Genomic DNA, 22,944 nt, shown 5'->3' on the forward strand with positions numbered 1-22,944 from the left:
GGGTGGGCGGCGCGCCCGCGCCCGGCCCGGCCCGCGCCCGGGCGCCGGCCCCGCCGCCGACCGGCGCACCGGGGATGATCAGCTCCTACACCACGCGGTTCACACCGGGGGAGCCGCGGGTGCGCAACATCCAGCTCGCCGCCCGCATCCTGGACGGCACCGTGGTGCGGCCGGGCCGGACGTTCTCGTTCAACAGGGTGATCGGGCCGCGCACCCGCGCGCGCGGCTTCGTCCCGGCGCCGTCGATCAGGGGCAGCCGGATGGTCGCCGACGACGTGGGCGGCGGCATCTGCCAGGTCTCCTCGACGCTGTTCAACGCGGTGTTCGAGGCGGGCCTGCGCATCCTCCGCACCCGTTCCCACAGCCTGTGGATGCCGGAGTACCCGATCGGGCGCGAGGCCGCCGTCTCCTACCCCGACCTGGACTTCACCTGGACGAACGACACCCGCCACCCGGTGACCGTCCGCGCCTCGTACACCGGCGGCTCCCTCACCGTGAGCCTGTGGGGCGTGCGCCGCTACGACGTCCGCTCCAAGACCTCGCCCCGCTACGCGTTCACCCCCTACGGCTCGGTCACCGGGGCGGGGTCCTCGTGCATGCCCACGCGCGGCGCCCGCGGGTTCCAGGTCGACGTGTGGCGGGTACTGGCGCGCCACGGCCGCACGGTGCGCCGCGAACGCTTCCACACCACCTACGAGCCGCGGGCCCGGGTCCGCTGCGTCGGCCCCCGGATCGGCGCCGACCGCTGACGACCCGCGGCGTAACGTGAGACGTATCGGGGGAGGAGCCATGGCACTGCGCGAGGGAACGCACGAGTTCGGGCCCGACGACGGGCGGCTGCTGATCAGGACGAGCCGCAGCGGGCTGGGCCGCCGCGCCGGGCACGACCTGACGATCGAGGCGACCCGCTGGCGCGGCACCGCCGTCGTGGGCGGCGGCCCCGGCGACTCGTCGGTCGAGGTCGCCGTGGACGTGGCCGGCCTGCGGGTGCGCGAGGGCACCGGCGGGGTGCTGCCCCTGTCGGACGCCGACCGCGAGCAGATCGCCGCCAACATGCGGGAGGTCCTGCGGGCCGCCGAGCATCCCCAGATCACCTTCCGGTCCACCCGGGTCGGCGGCGCGCCCGAGCGGTTCACCGTCGAGGGCGAGCTGACGGTCGCCGGCCGCACCGAGCCGCTGACCGTCACGGCCGCCGCGGACGGCGACCGGCTCACCGGCGAGACGACCGTCAAGCAGACCCGCTGGGGCATCAAGCCCTACTCGGCGTTCTTCGGCGCCCTCAAACTGGCCGACGAGGTGCGGGTCTCCTTCGACCTCACCCTCTGACCGGTGCCCCTCTCACCCGCGGCCCCCTGACCGGCGACCCGCAGACCCGCGCTCAGCGCGCCCGCGACACCCGCTTCTCGTCCCACACCGGCTCGGGCGCCTCGTACACCGAGCCGTCCGCCCCGAACACCAGGAACCGGTCGAACGAGCCGGCGAACCACCGGTCGTGCGTGACCGACACCACCGTCCCCTCGAACGACTCCAGCCCCTCCTGCAACGCCTCCGCGCTGGCCAGGTCGAGGTTGTCGGTCGGCTCGTCGAGCAGCAGCAGCGTCGCCCCGCCCAGCTCCAGCAGCAGGATCTGCAGCCGCGCCTGCTGCCCGCCCGACAGCGTCTCGAACGGCTGCTCGGCGCACACCTGCAGCTCGTAGCGCGCCAGCGCCGCCATCGCGTCGTTGCGCAGCAGCGCGTTCTCGGTACTCAGGATCTCGTGCGGCGTCCGGCCCGCCAGGTCGGGCCGCGCGTGCGTCTGCGCGAACAGCCCCGGCACGACGCGCGCCCCAAGCCGCGCCACCCCGCGGTGCGCGACGGGCTCCACCGGCGTGGCGCCGCGCGGCAGCTCCTCGGCCACGGCCGCCAGCAGCCGCAGGAAGTGCGACTTGCCCGACCCGTTCGACCCCAGCACCGCGACCCGCTCGCCGTACCAGATCTCGGCGTCGAACGGCCGCATCAGCCCGGTCAGCTCCAGGCCCTCGCAGACCACCGCCCGCTTGCCGGTGCGGCCGCCGCGCAGCCGCATCCTGATGTTCTGGTCGCGCGGCGGGAGCTCCGGCGGCCCGGCCTCCTCGAACCTGCGCAGCCGCGTGCGCGCCGCCTGGTAGCGGGGCGCCATGTCGGAGTTGTAGGAGGCCTTCTGCTTGAGCGTGTTGACCAGCTCCTTGAGCTTGGCGTGCTCCTCGTCCCAGCGGCGCCGCAGCTCCTCCAGGCGTTCGTTGCGGTCCCGGCGCGCCTGCGCGTACGTGGCGAAACCGCCGCCGTGGATCCACACCTTGGCGGCCTCGACGGTGACGATGCGGTCGGCGGCCCGGTGGAGCAGCTCCCGGTCGTGCGACACCAGCAGCACCGTCTTGGGGGTCTCGCGCAGCCGCGCCTCAAGCCACTGCTTGCCGGGGACGTCCAGGTAGTTGTCGGGCTCGTCCAGCAGCAGGACCTCGTCCGGGCCGCGCAGCAGCGCCTCCAGCACCAGGCGCTTCTGCTCGCCGCCCGACAGCGTCCGCACCTCCCGCCACCGGCACGACTCGTACGGGACGCCCAGCGCCGCCATGCAGCAGGCGTCCCACAGCACCTCGATCTCGTAGCCGCCCGCGTCGCCCCACCCCGCCAGCGCCTCGGCGTACCGCATCTGGGTGGGCTCGTCGTCGCGCTCCATCATGGCCAGCTCGGCGGCCTCCAGCCGGGCCGCGGCGTCCCGCAGGGCCGTCGGCGCCGTCGACAGCAGCAGGTCGTGCACCGACGTCTCGTCCCGGATGTTGCCGATGAACTGGCGCATCACGCCGATGCCGCCGCTGCGCGAGATCGTCCCCCGCTGCGGCGTGAGATCCCCGGCGATCAGCCGCAGCAGCGTGGTCTTGCCCGCCCCGTTCGGCCCGACCAGCGCGGCGACCACCCCGTCGCCCACGCGGAACGACACATCGTCCAGCAGGACCCGCCCGTCCGGCAGCGTGTAGCCGACATGCCCAACCTCGACGTGCCCCACGGCAATGTCCCCCTCGACAGCCGACCCATGGACCCGTCCCGAGTGTTCGAACCCGTCCTGCTCCGATGCAACAGGTTTTCCCCGCGCCGTGGGCACCGCTGCGGCGGGGGCGGGGGAGGGAGGCTTGACCAGGAGAGGGAATGTGTGCTGGGCGGGCGGCGTCTGTTAGTACCCTCGTCAGCGTGAGTCGTGAAGGTGTGACGCCGCAGAGCGAAGATTTCTCCGCCTGGTACAACGAGCTGGTCATCAAGGCCCAGCTCGTCGACCGTGGTCCGGTGCGGGGGACGATGGTCATCCGACCGTACGGGTACCGGGTCTGGGAGCTGCTCCAGGCGGACCTGGACCGGCGCATCAAGGACGCCGGGCACGACAACGCCGTCTTCCCGCTGTTCATCCCCGAGTCCTACCTCAAGCGGGAGGCCGAGCACGTCGAGGGCTTCTCGCCCGAGCTGGCCGTGGTGACGCACGCGGGCGGCAAGGACCTGGAGGAGCCGCTGGTGGTGCGGCCCACCTCCGAGACGGTCATCGGCGAGTACATGGCCAAGTGGATCGAGTCGCACCGCGACCTGCCGCTGCTGCTCAACCAGTGGGCCAACGTGGTCCGCTGGGAGATGCGGCCCCGGATGTTCCTGCGCACCACCGAGTTCCTGTGGCAGGAGGGGCACACCGCGCACGTCGACGAGGAAGACGCGATGCGCGAGACCAAGTGGGCCCTGGACACCTACGCCGGCGTGGCCCGCGAGCTGGCCGCCATGCCGGTGGTGGCGGGGGAGAAGACCCCCGGCGAGCGCTTCGCGGGCGCCGTGCGCACCTACACCATCGAGGGCATGATGCGCGACGGCCGGGCCCTGCAGGCCGGCACGTCCCACTACCTCGGCACCAACTTCGCCAAGGCGTTCGAGATCCAGTACCAGGACGAGGAGGGGCAGCTCAAGCTGGCCCACACCACGTCCTGGGGCATGAGCACCCGCATGCTCGGCGGCGTGATCATGACGCACGGCGACGACAAGGGCCTGGTGCTGCCGCCCCGGCTGGCGCCCTACCAGGTGGTGGTCGTCCCGATCGGGCGCAAGGAGCAGGGCGAGCGCACCGCCGCCGAGGCCCGCCGCCTGGGCGCGGCGATCAAGGCGATGGGCATCCGCGTCCACGTGGACGACAACCGCCCCCAGCTCACCCCCGGGTACAAGTTCAACGAGTGGGAGATGCGCGGCGTCCCGGTCCGCATCGAGCTCGGCATGCGCGACCTGGAGAACGGCGTCGCCACCGTCGTGCGGCGGCTGCCGACCGTCGAGGGCCAGGGCAAGGAGCAGATCCCGCTGGAGAAGGTGCCCGAGCTGCTGCCCGGTGTGCTCGCCGACTTCCAGGCGTTCCTGCTGGCCCGCGCCGAGGCGTTCCGCGACGAGCACACCGCCGTCGTCGACTCCTGGGACGACTTCACAGCCCAGGTCGCCGGCGGCTGGGCCAACGCGTTCCACTGCGGCCGCGGCGAGTGCGAGGACGACATCAAGGCCGACACCGCCGCCACCCCCCGGGTCATCCCCGAGCAGGCGCCCGAGGAGCACGGCGTGTGCGTCAAGTGCGGGCGCCCGTCGGCGTACGGCAAGCGCATCCTGTTCGGCAAGTCGTACTGATCGCGCATCTGATCGCGCACCGGGCCGGCCGCGGCGGGCTCACCGGTCGTCGCGGTCCGGCGCCGTCTCGCGCGGGACGGCGCCGGAGCCGCCCGTGACCTCGCCGTCGGGCCCTTCGCCGGGATCCGCGCGATCCTCGCCGGCGCCGCGGGCGGCATGGGCGGCAGGCGCGGCGCGGCGCGACAGCAGCGGCTGGACGAACCACGCCCACCCGCACAGCGCGGCGACGGCCGCCGCCGTGGCGGCCGCCGCCGCGTCCGGCAGCAGCGTCTCCACGATCAGCGTGGTGGCGGCCGTGATCGACAGCGCCAGGGCGAGCGCCCCGCAGATCCCGAACCGGTTGGCGCGCCGGATCAGCAGCGGCTTCTGGCCCAGGCGGAACAGGATCCGGTGCTGGGTGACCGGGGCGATGAAGCAGATCGACGCCAGCGCGGCCCCGAACAGCGCCACGTAGTACAGGACGCGGCCGGTCGCGTCCACCTCGCCGAAGCCGACCGCGAACGGCACGGTGAGCAGGAACGCGAACAGCACCTGCACGCCGGTGACCGCGACGCGGTAGCCCTGCAGCAGCTCCATCAGCTGCCGGTCGAGACGCTCGTGCTCGGTCTCGTTGCGGGGCCGCTCGGCGGGCGGTGCGAAGGAGGTGCGTTCCATGAACGCCCAATTACCCGGTCATCGGACACTCAAGCGATACATCTTGGTTCATGTAGTCATATGGGGGTACCCGGGGGTCAGTTGAGACCGGGCGGCAGCACGCGGACGGCCAGCATGGACACGTCGTCGCGCAGGTCGCCGTCGCAGAAGTCCAGCAGCTCGCTCTCCACGGCGCCGAGCATGTCCTCCAGCGGGGCGGCGGCGTTCGCGGCCAGCACGTCCATCAGCCGGTCGATCCCGAACTGCCGCCGCCTGATGTCGCACGCCTCCAGCACCCCGTCGGAGTACAGGTACAGGGTGTCGCCCGGGCCGAGGGCGACGGTGTCGCACCCGGCGTCGAAGTCGTCGAACAGCCCGAGCGGCACGCCCCCGCCCGAGGCCGTGCGGATCACCCCGTCGGCCCGGACCACGATCGCGGGCGGATGCCCCGCCGAGCCCAGCGACGCCGTGACCCGCTCGCTGCCCTGCACCAGCGTGGCCAGCACGGCGGTGACGAACCGGTCCTCGTCCAGCAGCACCTCGTTGACCTCGGACAGCACCTCGGCGGGACCGGCCTTGCGGCGCGACAGCAGCCGGACGCCGTGCCGCGCGGTCGCGGTCACCGCCGCGGCGTCCTCGCCCTTGCCGCACACGTCCCCGAGGACCAGCCCCCAGCCGTCCGGGGTGGGGAACACGTCGTAGAAGTCGCCGCCGACCTCGACGCCGTCGGTGGCGCCGATGTAGCGCCCGACCAGCGCCAGCCCCGGGACCGAGGGCAGCCGCCTGGGCAGCAGGCTGGCCTGCAGCGAGTCGGCGACCTGCGCGCGGCGCCGGTACAGCCGGGCCGCGCGGATCACCAGCGCCACGTAGCGGCCCAGCCGCTGCGCCACCGACAGGTCGAGCAGGTCGAACGGGCCGTGCTCGCCGCTGACCGCCAGGGTGATCGCGCCCAGGCAGCGTTCGCCGTCCTCCACCGGCACGCACAGCACCGAACCGGCGCCGATCTTGACGCACACCGGCTGGCCGTCCTCGCACGTCCCCAGCAGGTCCAGCTCCTCCACGTGCGGGTGCAGGGCGCTGTTGCGGCCGGCGTGGACGGTGCCGGGCAGGGTGTCGGCGGCGGGCGCCAGCTCCTCGATCAGGCGGGCGGCCTCGGCGGACGCCTCGTCCGGCGGCCCCAGCACGACCTGGCGGCGCAGCTCGGGCCCCTCCGCGGCGCGGGCGGCCTCGGCCGCGGCCGCGCCGGGCTGGCCGGGCGTGTCGGGCACCAGATCGACGATCACCCAGTCGGCCAGCTCGGCGGCCAGCAGCCGGGCGCACCGCCGCACCGCGACCGTCTCGTTGAAGACCGGCTCCTGGAGCAGCAGCTCGCTGGCGCTCGCCAGCACGTCCATCCGGTGCACGATCGTCGCCACGGCCCCGTCGTCGCCGGGTACCGCGGCCGATTGCGGCATGGCCGGTCGGGGTATGGACGGGGCGGCCGCGCCGGGGACGCGCCGCCGGGCGGGCCGCTCCGGCTCGTGCTCCTGCTCCGCCGCCGCGCCGTCGGCCGGTGCGGCGGCCGCGACCACCATCGGGTCCGGTTCGCCGCGGATCCACACCCTGACGAGCGTCACCACCGCGTCCACCGGGCCGGCGCCGCCCAGGAACCGCACCCGCGCGCGGCACCGCCGCCCGGTGCGCACCACCGCGGCCAGCCGGGAGCGCAGCGCGGCCCGGGTCGGCAGATCGCAGAAGGCGGTGAACCGCTTGCCCGACACATAGCCGGGGGAGGTGCCCAGCAGCGCCGCCGCCTGCCGGTTGACGCGGCGCACGCCCGCGCCGCGGTCCAGCAGGAACAGCGGGACGGGCGCGTCCTGGAACACCGTCCGCAGCACCCTCCGCTCGTTCTCGGCGGCGGCCGAGGCGCGGCCGGCCGCCGCGCCTCGGTCGGTGTTCAGGGTGTGCAGGGCGGTCAGGGCCAGATCCAGCTCCACCAGGGCGGCGTCGAGGGTGGCCCGGGGGTCGGCCTCGCGCATGCCGGCGGCCTGGCGGAGCTCGGCGATCCGCGTCTCAAGGTCGCCGATCTCGCGCGTCAGACTCTCCGGTTCGAGCTGGTCGGGCATGGGCACTCCTGCTCTCGCGAGGCGGCGTGACGGGAACGGGCCGGTGCCCGGCTTCCGGGCGGCGGGCCTGTCCTGTTACGGCCTCCGTGCGAAGCAGCCTATGCTCCCCACGGGTCCGCGGCCCACTGGACGATCTACCGAAGCCCCTGGTCACCCACGATCCGCTGGGCCAGGGCGGTCAATTTGACGTGCCGGGTCTGGGAGATGCGGCGCAGCTCGGCGAACGCCTGGTCGGCGTCGCAGCCCAGCGCGTGCATGAGGATGCCCTTGGCCTGGTCGACGACCGCCCGGGACTCGACCGCCTCCTGGAGTTGCACGGCGGTGCGGTGCACCTGTTCGTATTGCAGGCTGTTGGACAGGGCGGCGCTGCCCTGGGCCACCAGCAGCGCGGCCAGCGCGTGCTGCCCCTGCCCGCCGGGGCCGCCCGAGGACAGGGCGCGCGGCCGCACCCCGTACAGGCTGAGGGTGACCAGTACGGGCTCCTTGACGTGCGGCGTGGTGGTGAAGCAGCGGATGCCGCGGCGCAGCATGTCCGCCGTGGCCTCCGGCCACCGCGTCTCGGCCAGCACCTCGTCGGACATGGCGGGGCGGCGGGTGCTCACGACCTCGTGCATGGGGCCGTGGCCGCGGGCGAGCTGCCGGTCGACGATCTCGGCCAGATCGGGGTGGCTGGCGGCGGACGCCAGCGGCTCGGGCCGGTCGCCCGGGGACCGGGGGATGCTCCAGCGGACGCCGGACGCCCCCGCGCACCCCGGCACCGTGCGGCACGCCAGTTCGGTCACCCGGTGCAGGGTGCCCACGTCGGACGACTCGCCGACGACGCCCAGCCGGGCGATCTCGAAGGCGAGCCGGTCGGTGAGCACGGGCTCGGCGGGCGGCACAACCCCGACGGTATCCGGTCGAACGGCCGATTCACACCCCGCACAGGGCCCGGTCGCCCGGTGGCCCGCGATGGTCACCGAGGGGACACGGGCACGACTGCGCGGCGTTTCAGACGTTCGGCGGCGCCTGGCAGATGCCGGCCAGCACGCCGGGCCCCAGGCCGTCGACCCTGGCCAGGTCGCCGATCGACACGATGCCGACCGGGCGCCGCTCGGCGTCCACCACCGGCAGGCGCCGGACCGCCTGGTCGCGCATCAGCCGCGCCGCGGTGCCCAGGTCGTCGTCGGGGCCGACCGTCACCAAGGCGGCGCTGCACACCTCGCCCAGCGTGGTGTGCGCGGCGTCCCGCCGCTCGGCGACCCCGCGGATCACGATGTCGCGGTCGGTGACCAGCCCGCACAGCCGGCCGCCCAGGGTGACCAGAACGTCGCCGATGCCCTCGTCACGCATGATCCGCGCCGCCTCGTGGAGGGGCGCCTCCAGGGGCAGCACCCGGGGGCGGCGGGTCATGACGTCGCTCACTCTTCGCGACAACGGGGGCGCTCCTAACCCGGCGTAGGGGGTGGCCTGCCCCGGCGCATTACCCGAGAGGTGCGGCTGTATGCGCGGCGCGGCGGTCCGGTTGTCTCGGACGCGCCGCGCCACGCGCCGACCAGCCCTGCCGGGCGCGGCCCCGGAGCAGGCCGGTGCTCGGGAAACGGTGCTCAGAAGGCGAAGACCGAGCCGGTCTGCGACCGCAGCACGCAGTCGTTGGGGTACTCCTTGCGGAAGTCGACCGGCCGCCCGCCCCAGGTGCCCTTGGCCGAGGCGACGACGGGCGAGTAGTTCATGGTGCAGATGGCGTCATCGGGCCCGCGGTCAAGCCTGCCGCTGCGGCGGTTGAGCTCGGCGCAGGCCGTGGCGGCGCGCGGGTGGCTGCCGCCGTGCGGATCGCAGCGCAGGGTGACGGTGCGGGTGCCGGAGGTGCTCTGCCCCGGGTAGGTCAGGGTCAGGCGCAGCTGGCCGCGGACGCCGCGCGGGGCGGCCGTCGCGTCGGTCGTGTTGCCGGTCGTAGGGGCGGCCGTCGGCGCGGCGTGGGCCGGCAGGGCGGGCAGCACGGCCAGGGCGGCGCCGGCGAGTGCGGTGGCGACGAGATGCGGCATTGGATCTCCCGGTGTCATCGAGTAGGTCGCGTGTCCACAAGCGGACATGACCAACTGTAGTCAGGCGACTACACGGCGCCCGGGAGGGTGCCCCTCAAACGGGCGATCCCGTGGCCACCGGGTGACCACGGGATCGTGCGGAGTCGCGGGGCGCGCCGCCCGGCGGCGGGGCGCCGCTCATGCCGCGAGCGTGTGGGCGCGGCGGTGGCCTGCCAGGGCCTCGCGCAGCTGCTTGCGGCCCCGGTGCAGCCGGGACATCACGGTGCCGATGGGCGTGCCCATCATCTCGGCGATCTCCTTGTAGGCGTAGCCTTCGACGTCGGCCAGGTAGACCGCGTCACGGAACTCCTTGGGCAGCGCCCGCAGGGCCTCGACGATCTCGCCGTCCGGGATGCGCTCCAGCGCCTCGGACTCGGCGGAGCGGAACCCGGCCGAGTGCGTGGCGGCCTGGGAGATCTGCCACTCCTCCAGCTCCTCGGAGCCGGCGCGCTGCGGCTCGCGCTGCCGCTTGCGGTAGTTGTTGATGAAGTTGTTGGTGAGGATGCGGTGCAGCCACGCCTTGAGGTTGGTGCCCTCCTGGAACTGGTGGAAGTTCACGTACGCCTTGGCGAGGGTCTCCTGCACGAGGTCCTCGGCGTCGGCGCTGTTGCGCGTCATGCGCACGGCGCTGGCGTACAGGGGGTCGACCAGCGGCAGCACGTCGCGTTCGTAACGCGCCGCGTCCGCGGGGCTGTGCTTGGCAGGCATGGTCGCAGTCGGCAAAGTCGCTCCCCGAAAGGTCGTGACCCGGATGGGCCGGTTGCTCGCGCGCGGTCGGTGCGCGCGGTCGGGCGGCTGACCGCCCTGTCAGAAGTTACGTTTCACCGTTCCGGCCGGTTCGGCGCCGGTGCCCGACGCGGCGCTCGTCGCCGCGCGCCGCGGCGGTTCGGCTCCCGGAGACGTTCTCCGGTGAGGCCGGGCCGGCCGGGCCGGGCCTCGGCCGCGCATGGCGGGTGGGCCGAGGGGGTGCGCGGATCGGTGCGGTGCCAGGGCGACCCCGTCATCGGGACGTCGCGGGTCGCGCTCGATCGACGCTGCCACTCCGTTGATGGCGTTCCCGGTAAATAAGACGCCAAACGCTAGCAGATCGGTTGCGTGGCGTCGGTCACATTTTGCGGTCTTCGTACGAACTCGTCCTTAATCCAGGGTATAGGGGCGCGTCAATCCCCGCCAGTCGGTTGCCTCCCGGATGGACGGCGTGCCGGTGCACAGGCGTCCCGGACGCGGATCCCGCCGAGTTCCGCGGTCTGCGAGCGCGCGCCCCTCACAGAAGGTAGCGTCCTCTGTACCGCGGGTTGTCGGAAGCGGTGGCGCCCACCGCCTTCCAGAGAGGGGTCCGCGTGGTCATCGCTCGGGATCAGCTCGGGGCGTCCGGCGCACACGGCGGCGAGCCGCCCGCCCCGCGCCCCAACACGCCGCCGTCCAACACGCCGCTGTCCGATACGCCGCTGTCCGATACGCCGCTGTCCGATACGCCGTCCATGACCGCGCGGCCGCTCGACGCGCCGCGGCCGGGCGCTCCGCCCCTGCTCGACCGGCACCTGCTGGGCGTGGCGCGGCTGGCGCTCGTCGCCCTCGACGTGCACGGCCGCGTCACGCACTGGAGCCGCGTCGCCGCGGAGCTGTTCGGCGTCGACCGAAGGCGGGCCGTCGGCCGCCCCCTCACCTGTCTGCTGCGCCTTCCGCGCGAGCACCGCGGGGTGTTCGAGCCCGGGGCGTTCGCCCACGTGTGGTGCGGCACATTCCAGGTGCCGCGCGTCGACGACGGCGAGATCGCCGAGATCGCCTGGTGGGTCTACCCCCTCCGCACCGACTCGCCGGAGGGCGTGCGGCTGGTGGCGATGGCCGCCGACATGCGGCGGCTGCGCGAGGAGGGCCCCGGTGTGAGCGTGGGCGACACGTCCGCGGCGGCGAATGACGAGGAGCTGCCGCGGCCGATGTCCGGGGTGCGCCTGGTGTGGGTGGAACCGTCCCTCGTGCCGACCGGCGGCGAGGACCCCGCGGGCCTGGGGCGGCGGCTGGCCACGCTGCTGCGGCCGTCGGACGCCGCCGCGGCCGAGCGCATCGCCGCGCGGGTGCTGGCGATGGGCCATCCGGCCGTCAACCTGTCCGTCACCGTGCGGCTGCCGATCGTGCCGTACCGGGCGAGCGTGCCCGGCGACCTGCAGTTCCGGCCGCACACCGCCGTGCCGGGGGCGGCCGAACCGCAGCCACCCGGCCGGACGCGGGTGCCCGTCCCGATAGCGCGACCCCGGCAGGGAGAAGAGGCGATGGCCGTGTGGGACCGGCTGGCGTTCCTGGGCGAGGCGGGCGAGCACATCGGCAGCTCTCTGGACCATCTGCAGGCCTGCCGCGCGCTGGCCGAGGTTCTGGTGCCCCGGCTGGCCGACTTCGCCGCCGTGGAGCTGCTGGAGCGGGTCGCCTCCGACGACGAGCCGCCCGGCCGCGTCGACGAGCACACCCTCATGCGCCGGGTGGCCGTCGTGCACGACGACGCCGAACGCTGGATCGACACCGTCCCGCAGGGGCAGGCGCTGCGGCACCCGCGCGGCACCCCGTTCGTCGAGGTGATGCGCACCGGGCGCCCCGTGCACATCCGGCGGGTCACCCGCCGCCAGGCCGAACGGATCTGCGCCGCGTTCGCCGCCCGCGACCTCGGCCCGCTGCTGGCGGGGCGGGCGCTGCTGGTCGTCCCGCTGATCGCCCGCGGCCAGGTGCTGGGCACCTGCACGCTGCTGCGCCGCCCCGACCGGCCCGACTTCGAGCGGCTCGACCTCGCCCTGATCGACGAGCTGGCGCGCGGCGCGGCGCTGTGCGTCGACAACGGCCGGCTCTACCGGCGCGAGGTGCGCCAGGTCCGCGAGCTGCAGCGGGCCATGCTGCCCGCCGATCCGCCGCGCACCGCCGGGGCGCGGGTGTGCTTCCGCTACCTGCCCGCCGGGCAGGCCGCCCAGGTCGGCGGCGACTGGTTCGACGCGATCCCGCTGCCCGGCTGCCGCCTGGGCATCGTGATCGGCGACGTGATGGGCCACGGCGTGACGTCCGCGGCGGTCATGGGGCAGCTGCGCACCGCCGTGCGCACCCTGGCCGGGCAGGACCTGCGGCCCGACGGGCTGCTGCGCGAGCTGGACGGGCTGGCCCGCCGGCTCGGCGACGACTGCCTGGCCACCTGCCTGTACGCGGTGTACGACCCGGTGGCGCGGCGCTGCCAGCTCGCCAACGCCGGCCACCTGCCGCCGGTGCTGGTGTCCCCGGACGGCGGCGGCACGGTGCTGCGGCTGCCGCCCGGACTACCGATCGGGGTGGGCTGCGGGCCGTTCGAGACCGTCGAGGTCGGCGTCCCCGACGGGGCCCGCCTGGTCCTGTGCACCGACGGCCTGCTGGAGCGCCGCGACCGCGACATCGAACGGGGCCTGGCGGAGCTGTGCGGGCGGCTGGCCGGCTCCCCGCGCACCCTGGACGCCACCTGCGACGCCGCGCTCGGCATGCTCGACGGCCCCGCCCCGGCCGACGACGTGGCCCTGGTCGCGGTGGGCCTGGACGGCATCCCCGCCGAGCACGTGGCGTCCTGGACGCTGGACCCCGAGCCCAGCATGGTCGGCCGGGCCCGTGCGCTGGCGGCGTCCCGGCTGGCCGAGTGGGGCCTGGCGGACGCCGCCGACACGGTGCAGCTGCTCGTCAGCGAGCTGGTCACCAACGCCCTGGTGCACGGCGCGGGCGCGGTGGGGATGCGGCTGATCAAGTGCGACTCGCTGCTGTGCGAGGTCAGCGACGACGGGCGCGAGCTGCCCCGGCTGTGCCGCACCGACCCCACCGCCGAGTCCGGACGCGGCCTGCAGCTGGTCGCCCATCTGGCGCAGCGGTGGGGCACCCGGCGCGGCGACCTCGGCAAGATCGTCTGGTTCGAGCATCCACTCTGACCGGCCGTCGCGACAGGAGATTGTCGCTTTTGCGACAGATCCTGAGGAGTGTCGGTAGGTGGTGCGATCGTAGGGTCGCGTCGACGGCCCGCCGCGGGCGGGCCCAGCGGACTGGGGGCCAGGTGGGCGAGCTGCTGACGCTGCCGGTTCCGGAGACCCTGCGCGCCACGTACGTCGCCGGGCTGACGGCACCGGCCGCGGACCCGCGCGGGCTGGTGCGCGAACGGGTCGCCCGGCACGTCGCGCCGCCGCTGCGCGACCTGGTGCTGGGCATGGTCGACAGCCCGATGCTGACGCTCGACCTGCGTCCCGCCGAGGACGTCCCGCCGCCGCCCGCCCGGCTGCTGGCCGCCTACGGCGCCACCCGCGCCGACCTGGCCGCCCTCGCCGCCGCGTCCCACCTGCTGGTCGTGCACGCCGCCTACCGGCCGGGCTGGCCGCCCGCCCACGAGTGGGCCGCCCGCGCCGTGGCCGGGGCGGTCGGCGGGCCCGTCGTCGACGTCTTCACCCCGCAGATGCTCGCCGCCGACCGCCTGGAACGCTCCCTTCCGGGCCCGGACGGCCGCATCCGCCTGGTCGACTGGATGCTGCTCCCGCACACCGCCGGACGGCACGGCTTCTGGTTCACCACCAGGGGCCTGGCCCGCTTCGGCCTGCCCGAGCTGCAGACCGAGAACGTCCCCCCGGCCCTGGTCGGCCCGTGGGGGCGGCTGCTCAACGGCCTCGCCCGCCGCCTGCTCGACCTGTGGCTCGCCGAGCTGCCCGCGGGCGCCCGGCCCCTCGTCGTGCGACTCCCGCAGATCGTCTCCGTCGGCCTGCAGGACGTGGCCGCCGCGCACGGCGAGCGGGAGGCGCTGCGCCGCGAGGTGGCCGTGCGGCTGCGCCCGGACACCGTCGACACCGGCGACGGAGAGGAGCCCGTGCTCACCGTGCTCGCCGCCGACGACGGCCCCGACCGCCTGGAGCACCTGTGCGCCGCCCTGTTCGGCTCGGCGCCCCGTCCGGCCGGGTGGTCTTGATCGCAACATCCGTCCGCCGCCTTGCCGTGGATCACCTCCGCACCGCAGGATCGGGAACGTGAGATTCGGACCGCGTGACCGTCCCCGTTCCGAACCCGAGCCCGAGGGCCCCGAGGAGCCCGACACCCCTCCTGCGTCCCCTCCCCCCGTGCCCCACCCCGGCGACGTCCGCGTGGCGGGGCGCAGTTCCGCCCGTCCTGAGCCGCCGCCCGCCGACTGGGTCCACGTCCCCACGGACACCGCCCCGGCGTCCCCGCCCCCACCGGAACCGTCCCCGGTGGCACCGCCGCCTTCAACGGAACAGCTGTCTCCCGCCGAGGCGCCACCGGCGCCGCCCCCTGCCCCCCGACCGCCGCTCACGGAGATACCCGGCGCGACGCCCGAGCCCGTCCGCCCGGTGATGGAGGCGGCAGCGGCCCCGCCCACGGCGTTGTCGGCGGACCCGCCCCGGAAGGCGAACGACGCCGCGGCCCCCGACACCGCGGCTTCCGACGGCGCGGCTTCCGACGGCGCGGCTTCCGACGTTGTGGCCGACGACGTTGTGGCCGACGACGTTGTGGCCGACGACGTTGTGGCCGATGACGTCATGGCCGACCCCGAGCGGCGGGCGGCGCTGGCCGAGGACTTCATGAACGAGTTCGTCGGCAGCGGCGCATGGCAGGCGATGCTCGCGGTGCTCGAAGGGGCGTTCCCCGGGCTGGGCCTGGCGGCGCGGCTCAACCGCGGCGCCGACCTGCTGTGGGAGGTCACCGACGTCCTCGACCGGGGCGGCGGCGTGCGGCTCGGCGTACCGGTGTGGCTGGACGACGCCGGCATGGTCCTCGACCTCAGCGCGCACCGGACCCGGCGCCCCGACGCCGCGCGGCCCCAGCCCCGCACGCGGGCGTCCTGGCCGTACGCGGGGGCGTTCGTCATCGACACCCTCGACCCGCTGCGCTACCACCGCGCCGTCGGCGGGCCGCTGGCGCCCGGCGCCCGGCCCGGCAGGCCCCGCGAGGGCGCGCTGGCCACCTCCCCGCCCGGCGAGGACGACGACACCGGAGTGGTCATCGTCGGCGACCTCACCGCGGCGGGCACGCGGATCCTGGACTCGGCGGCGCTGTGGCGGTACGCGGGACGGGTCGTGGCGGCCGCGCTGAACGATCCGGCGCGTCCCGACAGCCGGGCGCGGGCCCGCCGCGCGCTGCGGGCGCTGCGGCGGGTGGTGGTCGTCGACCCGAACCTCGCCCTCGGCGTGTGCCTGCGCGTGGACGCCGCCCGCACGCCCCGCTGCCTGCTGGCGTTCAGCGTCGACCGGGCCGGGACGGGCGCGCCGAGGTTCCTGCGCCCCTAGCCCGCCGGCCGCCCGGGGGCGCTCACTCGTCGGCGCACAGCCAGCTGAGGTCGCAGCGCCGCTCGTCGGGCAGGTCGCGCAGGCGCGCCGCCAGGTCCCACGGCTCGTCGGCGGGCGGCGCGCCCTCCCCGTCGCCGTCGGGCAGCAGGCCGCAGATCAGCCCGGTGGGCGTGCGGACCGCGGTGAACGCGCCGAGGCGCGCGACGCCGCCGCCGCGCAGGTGCGCCAGCTCGGTGAGCAGTGCGCCGAGCGCCGACGGGTCCTGCGGGTCGTACAGGCCCCGGGCGTAGGTCAGCAGTTCTTCGGCCAGCGCGTCGGGGCGCCGTCCGGACAGCTGGAAGGCGGTGCCCCGGTAGCCGCCGTTCGCCGCCTCGGCGTCGCGCCGGTCCCGTACGCGCACCCGCAGCCCGAACTCGGCCGCGGCGCGCTCGTACGCCTCGGCCAGCAGCGCCTCGGCCTCGCCCCGCTCGCTGAGCAGCAGCCCGGTGACGACGCCCTCCTCGCGGGCGAGCCGGTCGAGCATCTCGCGCCGCAGCTCCCCGGTGACCTCCTCGACGGCGTCCAGCGAGCGGGCCAGGGCGCGCTGGGCGTCCCGGTCGAGCTCCAGCCCGGCCAGCTGCCCGGACAGCGCGGCGATCTCCTGGTCGAGGCGGTCCAGCCGGTCTTCGATGGCGCCGAGCCGGTCGAACATCTCGTGCACGGTGCCGGCGTCGGGCTCGGCGGCCACCCGCGGGGCGGACGGGGCGGCCGGCGCCTCCGGGGGTGCGTTCGGCGGCGCGTCCGGCGGGAAGGCGGCCAGCTGCGCGCGCACCGCGTCCAGGCCCTCGGCCAGCCGCACGACCTGATCGTCCAGCCGGCGCAGCTCGGCCTGCGCGCGCGGAAGTCTCTTGTCGGAGGCCAGGTAGAGCTCGCGTCCGGCGATCGCGAGGCAGAGCAGCACCAGGATCAGCGTGGTCATCGGGCTCCTCGGGACGGGCGGGCGCTCCCGACACTAACCAGCGGACGCGGCGAGGTCAGCCGAACAGGCCGCCGAGCAGCTCGCCCAGGGCCTCGCCGATGCCTCCGGCGACCTCCCCGGCCACCTCGTTGGCGACCTCTCCGGCGGCGGCGCGCGCGACGTCGGCGGCGGCGTTGCCGACGTAGTTCGCGGCGGCCTGCGCGGCGGCGTCGTGGGCGAACGCGGCGGCGCCGCCGACCGCGTTGCCCATCGCGTCGAACCCGACACCCGCCGCGGCCATCCCGCCCGCGACGCCCGCGGCGGCCACCCCGCCGGCGGCGACGGCGCCCCAGTGCGGATGGTGCTTGTGCGGATGGTGCTTGCCGTGGTGGGCGGGCGGCGGGCTCTGCGGTGGCGGCGGGTAGTGGCCCGGCGCCTGCCCGGGGTGGGCCGCGGGCGGGTACGGGTTGGGGCCGCTCGGGTACCCGCCGTGCGCCGGCGCGGGGCCGGGGGCCGGGGGAGGAGCGGGCGAGTGCGCGGGCGGAGGCGTGTTGTAGGACGGGCCCGGACCCTGGGGCGTGCCGTACGGCGGGGTGCCCTGGGGCGGGGTGCCGTAGGGCGGAGTGCCCGGAGGCGGCGTCCCGTGCGACGGTGTGCTGTGAGGAGGGGTGCCGTGGGACGGTGTGCCGTGCGGTGGAGTGCCGTGAGGCGGTGCCTGCCCGGGCATGGGCGACGAGCCGGGGGCGGGCGCCGGAGGCGGGAAGGACTGGCCCGGCCCGTACGGCGCCCCCGGAGCGCCCGGAGCGTTGTAGGCGGCGGCCGCCGCACCGGCGCCATGGCCGCCCGGGGCCGCGTGGCCGGGCGGGGCGTTGTGCGCACCGGGGGCGGAGGGGCCCGGCGGGGGCAGCACACCGTGCTGGTTCTGAGGGGAGGGCGGCGGGCCGTAGGGCGAGGGGGCGGCGGACCGCGCCGGGCCCCGGGCCGCGGCGGCCTCGAGCCACTGGCCGATCTTCGCCGTCCAGTCGATCTCGGCGACCTCGCCGTGCGGGAACTGGAAGCGGCCGAACCGCTCGTCCTCCGCCCCGTGCGGCCCCGACCGCGGGTCGGCGTCCAGCACCACCGCCAGCTGGCGCGGGCTCGCCACGAAGCTCAGCCCGACCTCGCCGAGCCGCCCCTGGTAGGCGGGCGGCGGAAGGAGCCGGATCTGCTGGTAGAACGGCAGCTGCTGCGGAACGCCGGGCAGCTTGGCCTGCTCGAACGCGACGTTGCCGATCTTGAAGCCGAGGCGGGAGACGGACGCCAGGACCCACTGCTGCGACTCCAGCGGCTCCACCGAGATCGGGTCGATGTCACCCGGGTCGGGCTGGCCGACCGCGTCCACCTCGGTGCATAGGCCGATGGTGAAGCCGGGCAGCTCCCGTCCCAGCACGGTGGTGAACGGCAGCTCGTACGGCAGCGGGATGGAGAACGACAGCTCTCGCTGCCGGCCGGGCTCCAGCCGGAACGAGCGCGTCAGCGCCCCCCGGTAGACCTCCGGCCCGGCGGTCGGCTCGCCGTAGGGGTTGTCCATGCGCGGCATCAGCGCCATGGTGACGTGCCGGATGTCCACCGGCATGGCGCCGCCGCGCAGGTACACCTTCCCGGCGACGGCACCGCCGGGGCGGCAGTGCGGCTCGTTCAGGATCGTCTCCACCGCGGGGCCGCCCGAAGGAGCGCCCATGGGGCCGCCCAGGGGCCCGCCTGAGGGGCCGCCGGCCCCGTACCCGCCTGGCATCTGCCCATAGGACACTGGCCGATCCCCTCTCGCGACTGCGGTGCGTCTGTCCGCAACACTTCGACGAATCCCACGATGCCATTGGTTCGCGCCGACGAGCGGAACAACGGGGACGGAAGCCCCGATTCGCCCGCCGGCGTCAGCCCTCGGCGCGCTCCTTGGCGGTGACGGTCACCGGCGCGTATCCGAGGTCCTCCAGCGGGCCGCGGATCTGGGCGGCGTCGCCCACGGCGATGATGGTCAGCGCCTCGGGAGCGACGTGCTCGGCGTAGGCGCGGGTCACCTCGTCCGGGGTGGCGGCGCGCACCGCGTCCAGGTAGCGCCGCGGGTAGCCGGCGCCCAGGCCGCCGGCGCAGGCGTCGGCCAGCTCGGCGGCCACCGCGCGGGAGGTCTCGTACTCGGCGGGGGCGCGGTCGGCGAGCGCGCGCACGGACGCGCCGCACTCCTCCTTGCTGACCCCGCGGGACACGATGCCGCGCAGTTCGGTGAGCGCGTCCTTCACCGCGTCCGCCGTCACCTCCGTGTGCACGGCCCCCTGGGCGATGAACAGCCCGCAGTAGCGCAGCCGCAGCAGCCCCGCGCGCACCCCGTAGGTGTAGCCCTTCTCCTCGCGGAGCACCGCGTTCAGCCGCGACGTCAGGCCGCCGCCGAGCACGTGCCCGGCCACCGTCAGCAGCGGCCAGTCGGCATGCGAGCGGGACGGGACGGGGTGCCCGATGCTCAGGTACGTCTGCACCGAGCCGGGGCGGTCGACGATGACGATCCGCGGACCGGCCGTCGGCATGATCGTGTCGGCGGCGGGCAGCGGCCCGCCGGACGGCTGCCAGCCCTCCAGAGCGGCCGTGAGCGCCGCGTCGGCGTCGACCCCGGACAGGTCCCCGGCGACGACGGCCGTCGCCTCGGCGGGCGCCACAGCGCCGTAGAAGGCCCGCACGTGCGCGCCCTCGATCGCCTCGACCGTGGCGGGGGTGCCGCCGGTCGGCCGGGACGCCCGCGCCTCGGCGGGGAACATCACCGCGCGCAGTTCGCGCATGGCCCGGCTGCCCGGGTCGGCGTCCTCCTGCGCGATCTCCTCCAGCCGCTCGCGCGCGAGCCGCTTGACGTCCGCGTCGGCCAGCGCGGGGCCGCGCACCACCGACGACAGCAGTTCCAGGGCCGGGGCGAGCCGCGTCACCGGCACGTCCAGGGCGATGCGCAGCGCGGTCAGGTCGGCGGAGGCGAACAGGCTGGCGCCCAGCCGCTCGAACGCGGCGGCCAGCGCGGTGCCGCCCCCGGGCTCGGTGCCCTCCAGCAGCGCGCGCGCCGTCAGGGTGGCGACGCCCTCGGAACCTTCCTCCTCCCTGCCCGCGCCCGCCTGCAGGACCAGGCGCACGGCGGCCAGGCGCCGTCCCGGCAGGTCGCAGTGCAGCGTCGCGGGGCCGTCCGGCACGCGTCCTTCCGTACCGGCCGGGAACGCCCACGCCGGGACCGGCCCGGGGACGGGGCGCGGCTGCAGGGCCGGGCCCGTGCCCGCGGCCCCGGCAGCGCCCGCGGCCCCGGCGGTGTTCGCGGCGGACTCGGTCAAGAGGCACCTCCGTACGTCAGGACGGTCCGGGCGCCGGGCGCCAGCCAGCGCCGCGCCATCGCGGTGATCTCCTCGGCGGTGACGGCCGCGGCGCGCTCGGGCGCGGTGAACACCCGTCCCGGGTCGCCGAACTGGGTGGCGTTCTGCGACAGCGCGTTGGCCAGCCCCGTCACCGTCTCGGTCTGCTCAAGGAAGCCGCGCTCGGCCTGCGCGGTGGCGCGGGCGGTCTCGTCGGCGTCCGGGCCCTGCTCGGCGAACCGGGCCAGCTCCTCGTCCAGCACCTCGGCGATCCGGTCGGTGTCCGGGCCGATCGCCTCCACCAGCGCCAGGGATGGGCCCGAGGCCAGCCGCGTCACCCCGGCCCACACCTCCGTGGCGATCTGGTCGCGCCGCACCATCCGGTCGTACAGGCGCGATCCGGAGCCGCCGCCGAGGATGTCCACGGCGAGCTCGGCGGCCTCGACGTCGGCGCCGCCGTCGGACGGCAGCGTGAACATGGCGAAGTAGGCGGGGGAGGGCACCTCCTCGGCCACCGCCTCGGCCTTGATCTCGGTCAGCGGGCCCAGGTCGCCCGGACGGGCGGGCGGCGTCTGCGGCCCGGCGGGCAGGCCGCCGAAGTAGCGCTCCACCGCCGCCAGGGCCTCGTCGGGGTCGACGTCGCCGACGATGGACAGCACCGCGTTGCCGGGGGCGTACCAGGTGGCGAAGAACTCGGCGCAGTCTTCGAGCGTGGTGGCGTCCAGGTCCTCCATGGACCCGATGGGAGTGTGCGCGTACGGGTGGCCGTCGGGGAACGTCAGCGCGCACAGGCGCTCGAACGCGGTGCCGTAGGGCTGGTTGTCGTAGCGCTGGCGGCGCTCGTTCTTCACCACGTCGCGCTGGTTGTCGAGATTGGCCTGGGTCAGCGCGGCGGGCAGCGTCCCCATGCGGTCGGCCTCCAGCCACAGCGCCAGTTCCAGGTGGCTGACCGGGACCGTCTCGTAGTAGTTGGTGCGCTCGAACGACGTGCTGGCGTTGAAGGTGGCCCCGGCGCTCTCCAGGAGGGCGGCGTGCTCGCCCTCGGCGACGTTGGCCGAGCCCTGGAACATCAGATGCTCGAAGAGGTGCGCCAGGCCGGTGCGCCCGGCCCGTTCGTGCCGCGAGCCCACCCCGTACCAGATGTTCACGGCGGCCAGCGGTACGACATGGTCCTCGCAGACCACCACGCGCAGGCCATTGCCGAGCGTGTGCTCATGCAGCGGCTGTTCTGCCACGGAGCGCTCCCGTCCGGTCGATGGTCGGTCGTCGACGACAGTCCCGCGCGCGTCGGCGGAACCGGCCACGGCGGCGGGCTTGATCTGTTGTTCACCGTACCGGGTCGCACGGGCCGCGGAGACGGGAGCGACGAGGGTGGCGGGAGGCTGTGTCGCGCCTTTTGGGAAGCCGGATGTGGCCGTAGGAGCGCCGGATGTGGCCGTAGGGGAAAAGACGTGGCGCTAGTAGGGGAGAGGTGCGGTGCCGGGGCGTCAGGCGGTGGGCTGCGGGCCGCTCTCGCCGGTGCCGCCGGCGCGCTGGGCGGCCATCGCCGACTCGTGGGCCGCGATCGCCTCCTCCAGGTCGCGGTGCAGCACGAAGATCTTGGTGAGCTGGGTGACGTGGAAGACGCGGCGCACCCGGTCGTTGACGCCCACGAACGCCATGGTGCCGTCCCGGCCGCGCAGCCGGTGGTAGATGCCCACCAGCACGCCGAGGCCGGTGGAGTCCAGGAAGGTGACCTCGCCCAGGTCGATGACCAGGTGCACGCCGCCCTCGTCGATGATGTCGAGCAAGGTCTCGCGCAGCCGGGGACTGGTGAAGACGTCGACCTCCCCGCTGATCTTGACGATGGTGAGGTCCTTCTCGACCCGGCGCTCGACGGCGAAATCCACCGTTTTCTCCCTGTTCGCTGAGATGGGCCCTATACCCCGCGTACGCGGGTTATCCCCAGGACCCTCGCTCCATACCGCCGCGGGGCGGTAGCCGGTCGGCGCTGCCGGGAGACGGCCGGGCCCCGTGCGGCTAGGGACGGCGGAACAACGCCCAGACGACCTTGCCATCGGGCAGGGCACGCCAGCCCCATCGTTCGCTGAACGACTCGACGAGGTGAAGGCCCCGGCCGGTCTCGGCGATGTAGTCCGGCTCCTTGCGGCGGGGGGCCGCGCGGCTGGCGTCCATGATTCCGCACAGCAGCCAGGACCCCTGGTGGAGCAGCCGCAGCCGGATGGCGGTGGGGGCGGAGCCCAGGGGGTCGATCGGGTGGTAGCCCGCCCCGTTGCAGGGGCGGGGCGCCTCGTAGTGCGAGGCGCCGTAGCGGGTCTCGTAGGGGGACGTGCGGTAGCCCGTCACGTCCCGGCAGCCGGTGACGTCGCGATAGCCGTTCGTCTCGCGAAAGGGCGCCGCTCCGCGGTGGGGGATGGGGCCGAGCCGGGCGGAGCCCTGGTGCGCGGTGCCGCCGCCGCTGTGCCGCAGCGCGTTGGTGACCAGTTCCGAGACCACGAGCCCTACGTCTTCGCCGAGCATCTGCAGGCCCCAGTCGTCCAGGCGGCACATCGCGAAGTGCCGCGCCTCGGTGACCGACTCGGGCTCGGGCACGACCGTGAACGAGACCGCGCGTCCAGCGGGCGCCACCAGCGCCCGGAGGGCTTCGTCGAGGTACGGGGGCAGGTCCACGGACTCCGGTACCGGCGTCGACTGCACGGCTTCGTCCTGTATGCCCGGCGACTCCACGAGGGGGGTGGCACCCCAACGTGTGTCGTCGTGCGCGTGGCGTGACGTCATTCCCCGGACCCCGCAGAGTGATCTCGTTGTGCAGCCGTGGCTCGGAAGTCTCGTGCGTTATCCTGCGCATCGTAGCGTGCGAATGCAAGGCCCAATGAGCTTTTCTCCGTAACCTGCGGTTGCTGTCGGTGATGTTCAGATGCTCCG

At 75.0% G+C, this 22,944-nt stretch carries 19 protein-coding genes; 6 read left to right on the forward strand and 13 right to left on the reverse strand.

Annotated features, from left to right (window positions below):
• Together ABD879_RS25835 and ABD879_RS25840 are read left to right on the forward strand one after the other, a co-directional pair.
• Nucleotides 1–749 (forward strand): VanW family protein (locus ABD879_RS25835; protein ID WP_345024212.1); only part of this gene is annotated, 749 nt, incomplete at its 5' end.
• A 40-nt stretch (nt 750–789) separates the two neighbouring features.
• Nucleotides 790–1,326, forward strand: a complete 537-nt coding sequence (locus ABD879_RS25840) for a YceI family protein (protein ID WP_345024213.1) — start codon at nt 790–792, stop codon at nt 1,324–1,326.
• A gap of 52 nt (nt 1,327–1,378) precedes the next feature.
• Here the strand turns inward: ABD879_RS25840 and ABD879_RS25845 are convergent, their stop codons facing one another.
• Complete coding sequence (locus ABD879_RS25845) at nt 1,379–3,022, reverse strand: ABC-F family ATP-binding cassette domain-containing protein (RefSeq protein WP_345024214.1); 1,644 nt, start codon at nt 3,020–3,022, stop codon at nt 1,379–1,381.
• A gap of 182 nt (nt 3,023–3,204) precedes the next feature.
• Between ABD879_RS25845 and proS the strand changes: the two genes are divergently transcribed.
• Nucleotides 3,205–4,653: a proline--tRNA ligase gene (proS, locus tag ABD879_RS25850; RefSeq protein ID WP_345024215.1), complete on the forward strand. Its 1,449-nt coding sequence runs from the start codon at nt 3,205–3,207 to the stop codon at nt 4,651–4,653.
• A gap of 39 nt (nt 4,654–4,692) precedes the next feature.
• Here the strand turns inward: proS and ABD879_RS25855 are convergent, their stop codons facing one another.
• The 6 genes from ABD879_RS25855 to ABD879_RS25880 form a co-directional block, all read right to left on the reverse strand.
• The gene (locus ABD879_RS25855) at nt 4,693–5,307 is read right to left on the reverse strand and encodes a DUF6328 family protein (protein ID WP_345024216.1); all 615 of its coding nucleotides are present in this window, start codon (nt 5,305–5,307) and stop codon (nt 4,693–4,695) included.
• A 77-nt stretch (nt 5,308–5,384) separates the two neighbouring features.
• On the reverse strand, nt 5,385–7,391 hold the full coding sequence (locus tag ABD879_RS25860; RefSeq protein ID WP_345024217.1) for a SpoIIE family protein phosphatase: 2,007 nt from the start codon (nt 7,389–7,391) through the stop codon (nt 5,385–5,387).
• Between the two features lie 134 nt (nt 7,392–7,525).
• On the reverse strand, nt 7,526–8,272 hold the full coding sequence (locus ABD879_RS25865) for an ANTAR domain-containing protein (RefSeq protein WP_345024218.1): 747 nt from the start codon (nt 8,270–8,272) through the stop codon (nt 7,526–7,528).
• A gap of 109 nt (nt 8,273–8,381) precedes the next feature.
• Nucleotides 8,382–8,783, reverse strand: a complete 402-nt coding sequence (locus ABD879_RS25870) for a CBS domain-containing protein (protein ID WP_345024219.1) — start codon at nt 8,781–8,783, stop codon at nt 8,382–8,384.
• 194 nt (nt 8,784–8,977) lie between these two features.
• Nucleotides 8,978–9,415, reverse strand: coding sequence for an SSI family serine proteinase inhibitor (locus ABD879_RS25875; RefSeq protein ID WP_345024220.1), 438 nt, complete (start codon nt 9,413–9,415; stop codon nt 8,978–8,980).
• Between the two features lie 177 nt (nt 9,416–9,592).
• Nucleotides 9,593–10,162 (reverse strand): sigma-70 family RNA polymerase sigma factor, encoded by a 570-nt coding sequence (locus tag ABD879_RS25880; protein WP_285496358.1) that lies wholly within the window; start codon nt 10,160–10,162, stop codon nt 9,593–9,595.
• A 632-nt stretch (nt 10,163–10,794) separates the two neighbouring features.
• Between ABD879_RS25880 and ABD879_RS25885 the strand changes: the two genes are divergently transcribed.
• From ABD879_RS25885 to ABD879_RS25895, 3 genes are all read left to right on the forward strand, one after another.
• On the forward strand, nt 10,795–13,374 hold the full coding sequence (locus tag ABD879_RS25885) for a SpoIIE family protein phosphatase (RefSeq protein WP_345024221.1): 2,580 nt from the start codon (nt 10,795–10,797) through the stop codon (nt 13,372–13,374).
• 122 nt (nt 13,375–13,496) lie between these two features.
• Nucleotides 13,497–14,393 (forward strand): hypothetical protein, encoded by an 897-nt coding sequence (locus ABD879_RS25890; protein ID WP_345024222.1) that lies wholly within the window; start codon nt 13,497–13,499, stop codon nt 14,391–14,393.
• 556 nt (nt 14,394–14,949) lie between these two features.
• Nucleotides 14,950–15,726: a hypothetical protein gene (locus tag ABD879_RS25895; RefSeq protein WP_345024223.1), complete on the forward strand. Its 777-nt coding sequence runs from the start codon at nt 14,950–14,952 to the stop codon at nt 15,724–15,726.
• Nucleotides 15,727–15,748: 22 nt separating this feature from the next.
• Here ABD879_RS25895 and ABD879_RS25900 read toward each other — a convergent pair whose 3' ends face one another.
• The 6 genes from ABD879_RS25900 to ABD879_RS25925 form a co-directional block, all read right to left on the reverse strand.
• The gene (locus ABD879_RS25900; RefSeq protein ID WP_345024224.1) at nt 15,749–16,684 is read right to left on the reverse strand and encodes a hypothetical protein; all 936 of its coding nucleotides are present in this window, start codon (nt 16,682–16,684) and stop codon (nt 15,749–15,751) included.
• A 55-nt stretch (nt 16,685–16,739) separates the two neighbouring features.
• The gene (locus tag ABD879_RS25905) at nt 16,740–18,383 is read right to left on the reverse strand and encodes a sporulation protein (RefSeq protein ID WP_345024225.1); all 1,644 of its coding nucleotides are present in this window, start codon (nt 18,381–18,383) and stop codon (nt 16,740–16,742) included.
• 193 nt (nt 18,384–18,576) lie between these two features.
• Nucleotides 18,577–20,001 (reverse strand): M16 family metallopeptidase, encoded by a 1,425-nt coding sequence (locus tag ABD879_RS25910; RefSeq protein ID WP_345024226.1) that lies wholly within the window; start codon nt 19,999–20,001, stop codon nt 18,577–18,579.
• Nucleotides 19,998–21,254 carry a M16 family metallopeptidase gene (locus ABD879_RS25915; protein WP_345024227.1) on the reverse strand — a complete coding sequence of 419 codons (1,257 nt, stop codon included), beginning with the start codon at nt 21,252–21,254 and terminating at the stop codon, nt 19,998–20,000. Before ABD879_RS25915 ends, ABD879_RS25910 begins: the two co-directional genes overlap by 4 nt.
• Nucleotides 21,255–21,506: 252 nt before the next feature.
• Complete coding sequence (locus ABD879_RS25920; protein WP_345024228.1) at nt 21,507–21,908, reverse strand: STAS domain-containing protein; 402 nt, start codon at nt 21,906–21,908, stop codon at nt 21,507–21,509.
• Nucleotides 21,909–22,038: 130 nt separating this feature from the next.
• Nucleotides 22,039–22,716: an ATP-binding protein gene (locus tag ABD879_RS25925; RefSeq protein ID WP_345024229.1), complete on the reverse strand. Its 678-nt coding sequence runs from the start codon at nt 22,714–22,716 to the stop codon at nt 22,039–22,041.
• Between the last annotated feature and the right edge of the window lie 228 nt (nt 22,717–22,944).

The sequence above is a fragment of the Actinomadura keratinilytica genome (genome assembly GCF_039539665.1).
GTDB classification, from domain to species: Bacteria; Actinomycetota; Actinomycetes; order Streptosporangiales; family Streptosporangiaceae; genus Spirillospora; species Spirillospora keratinilytica.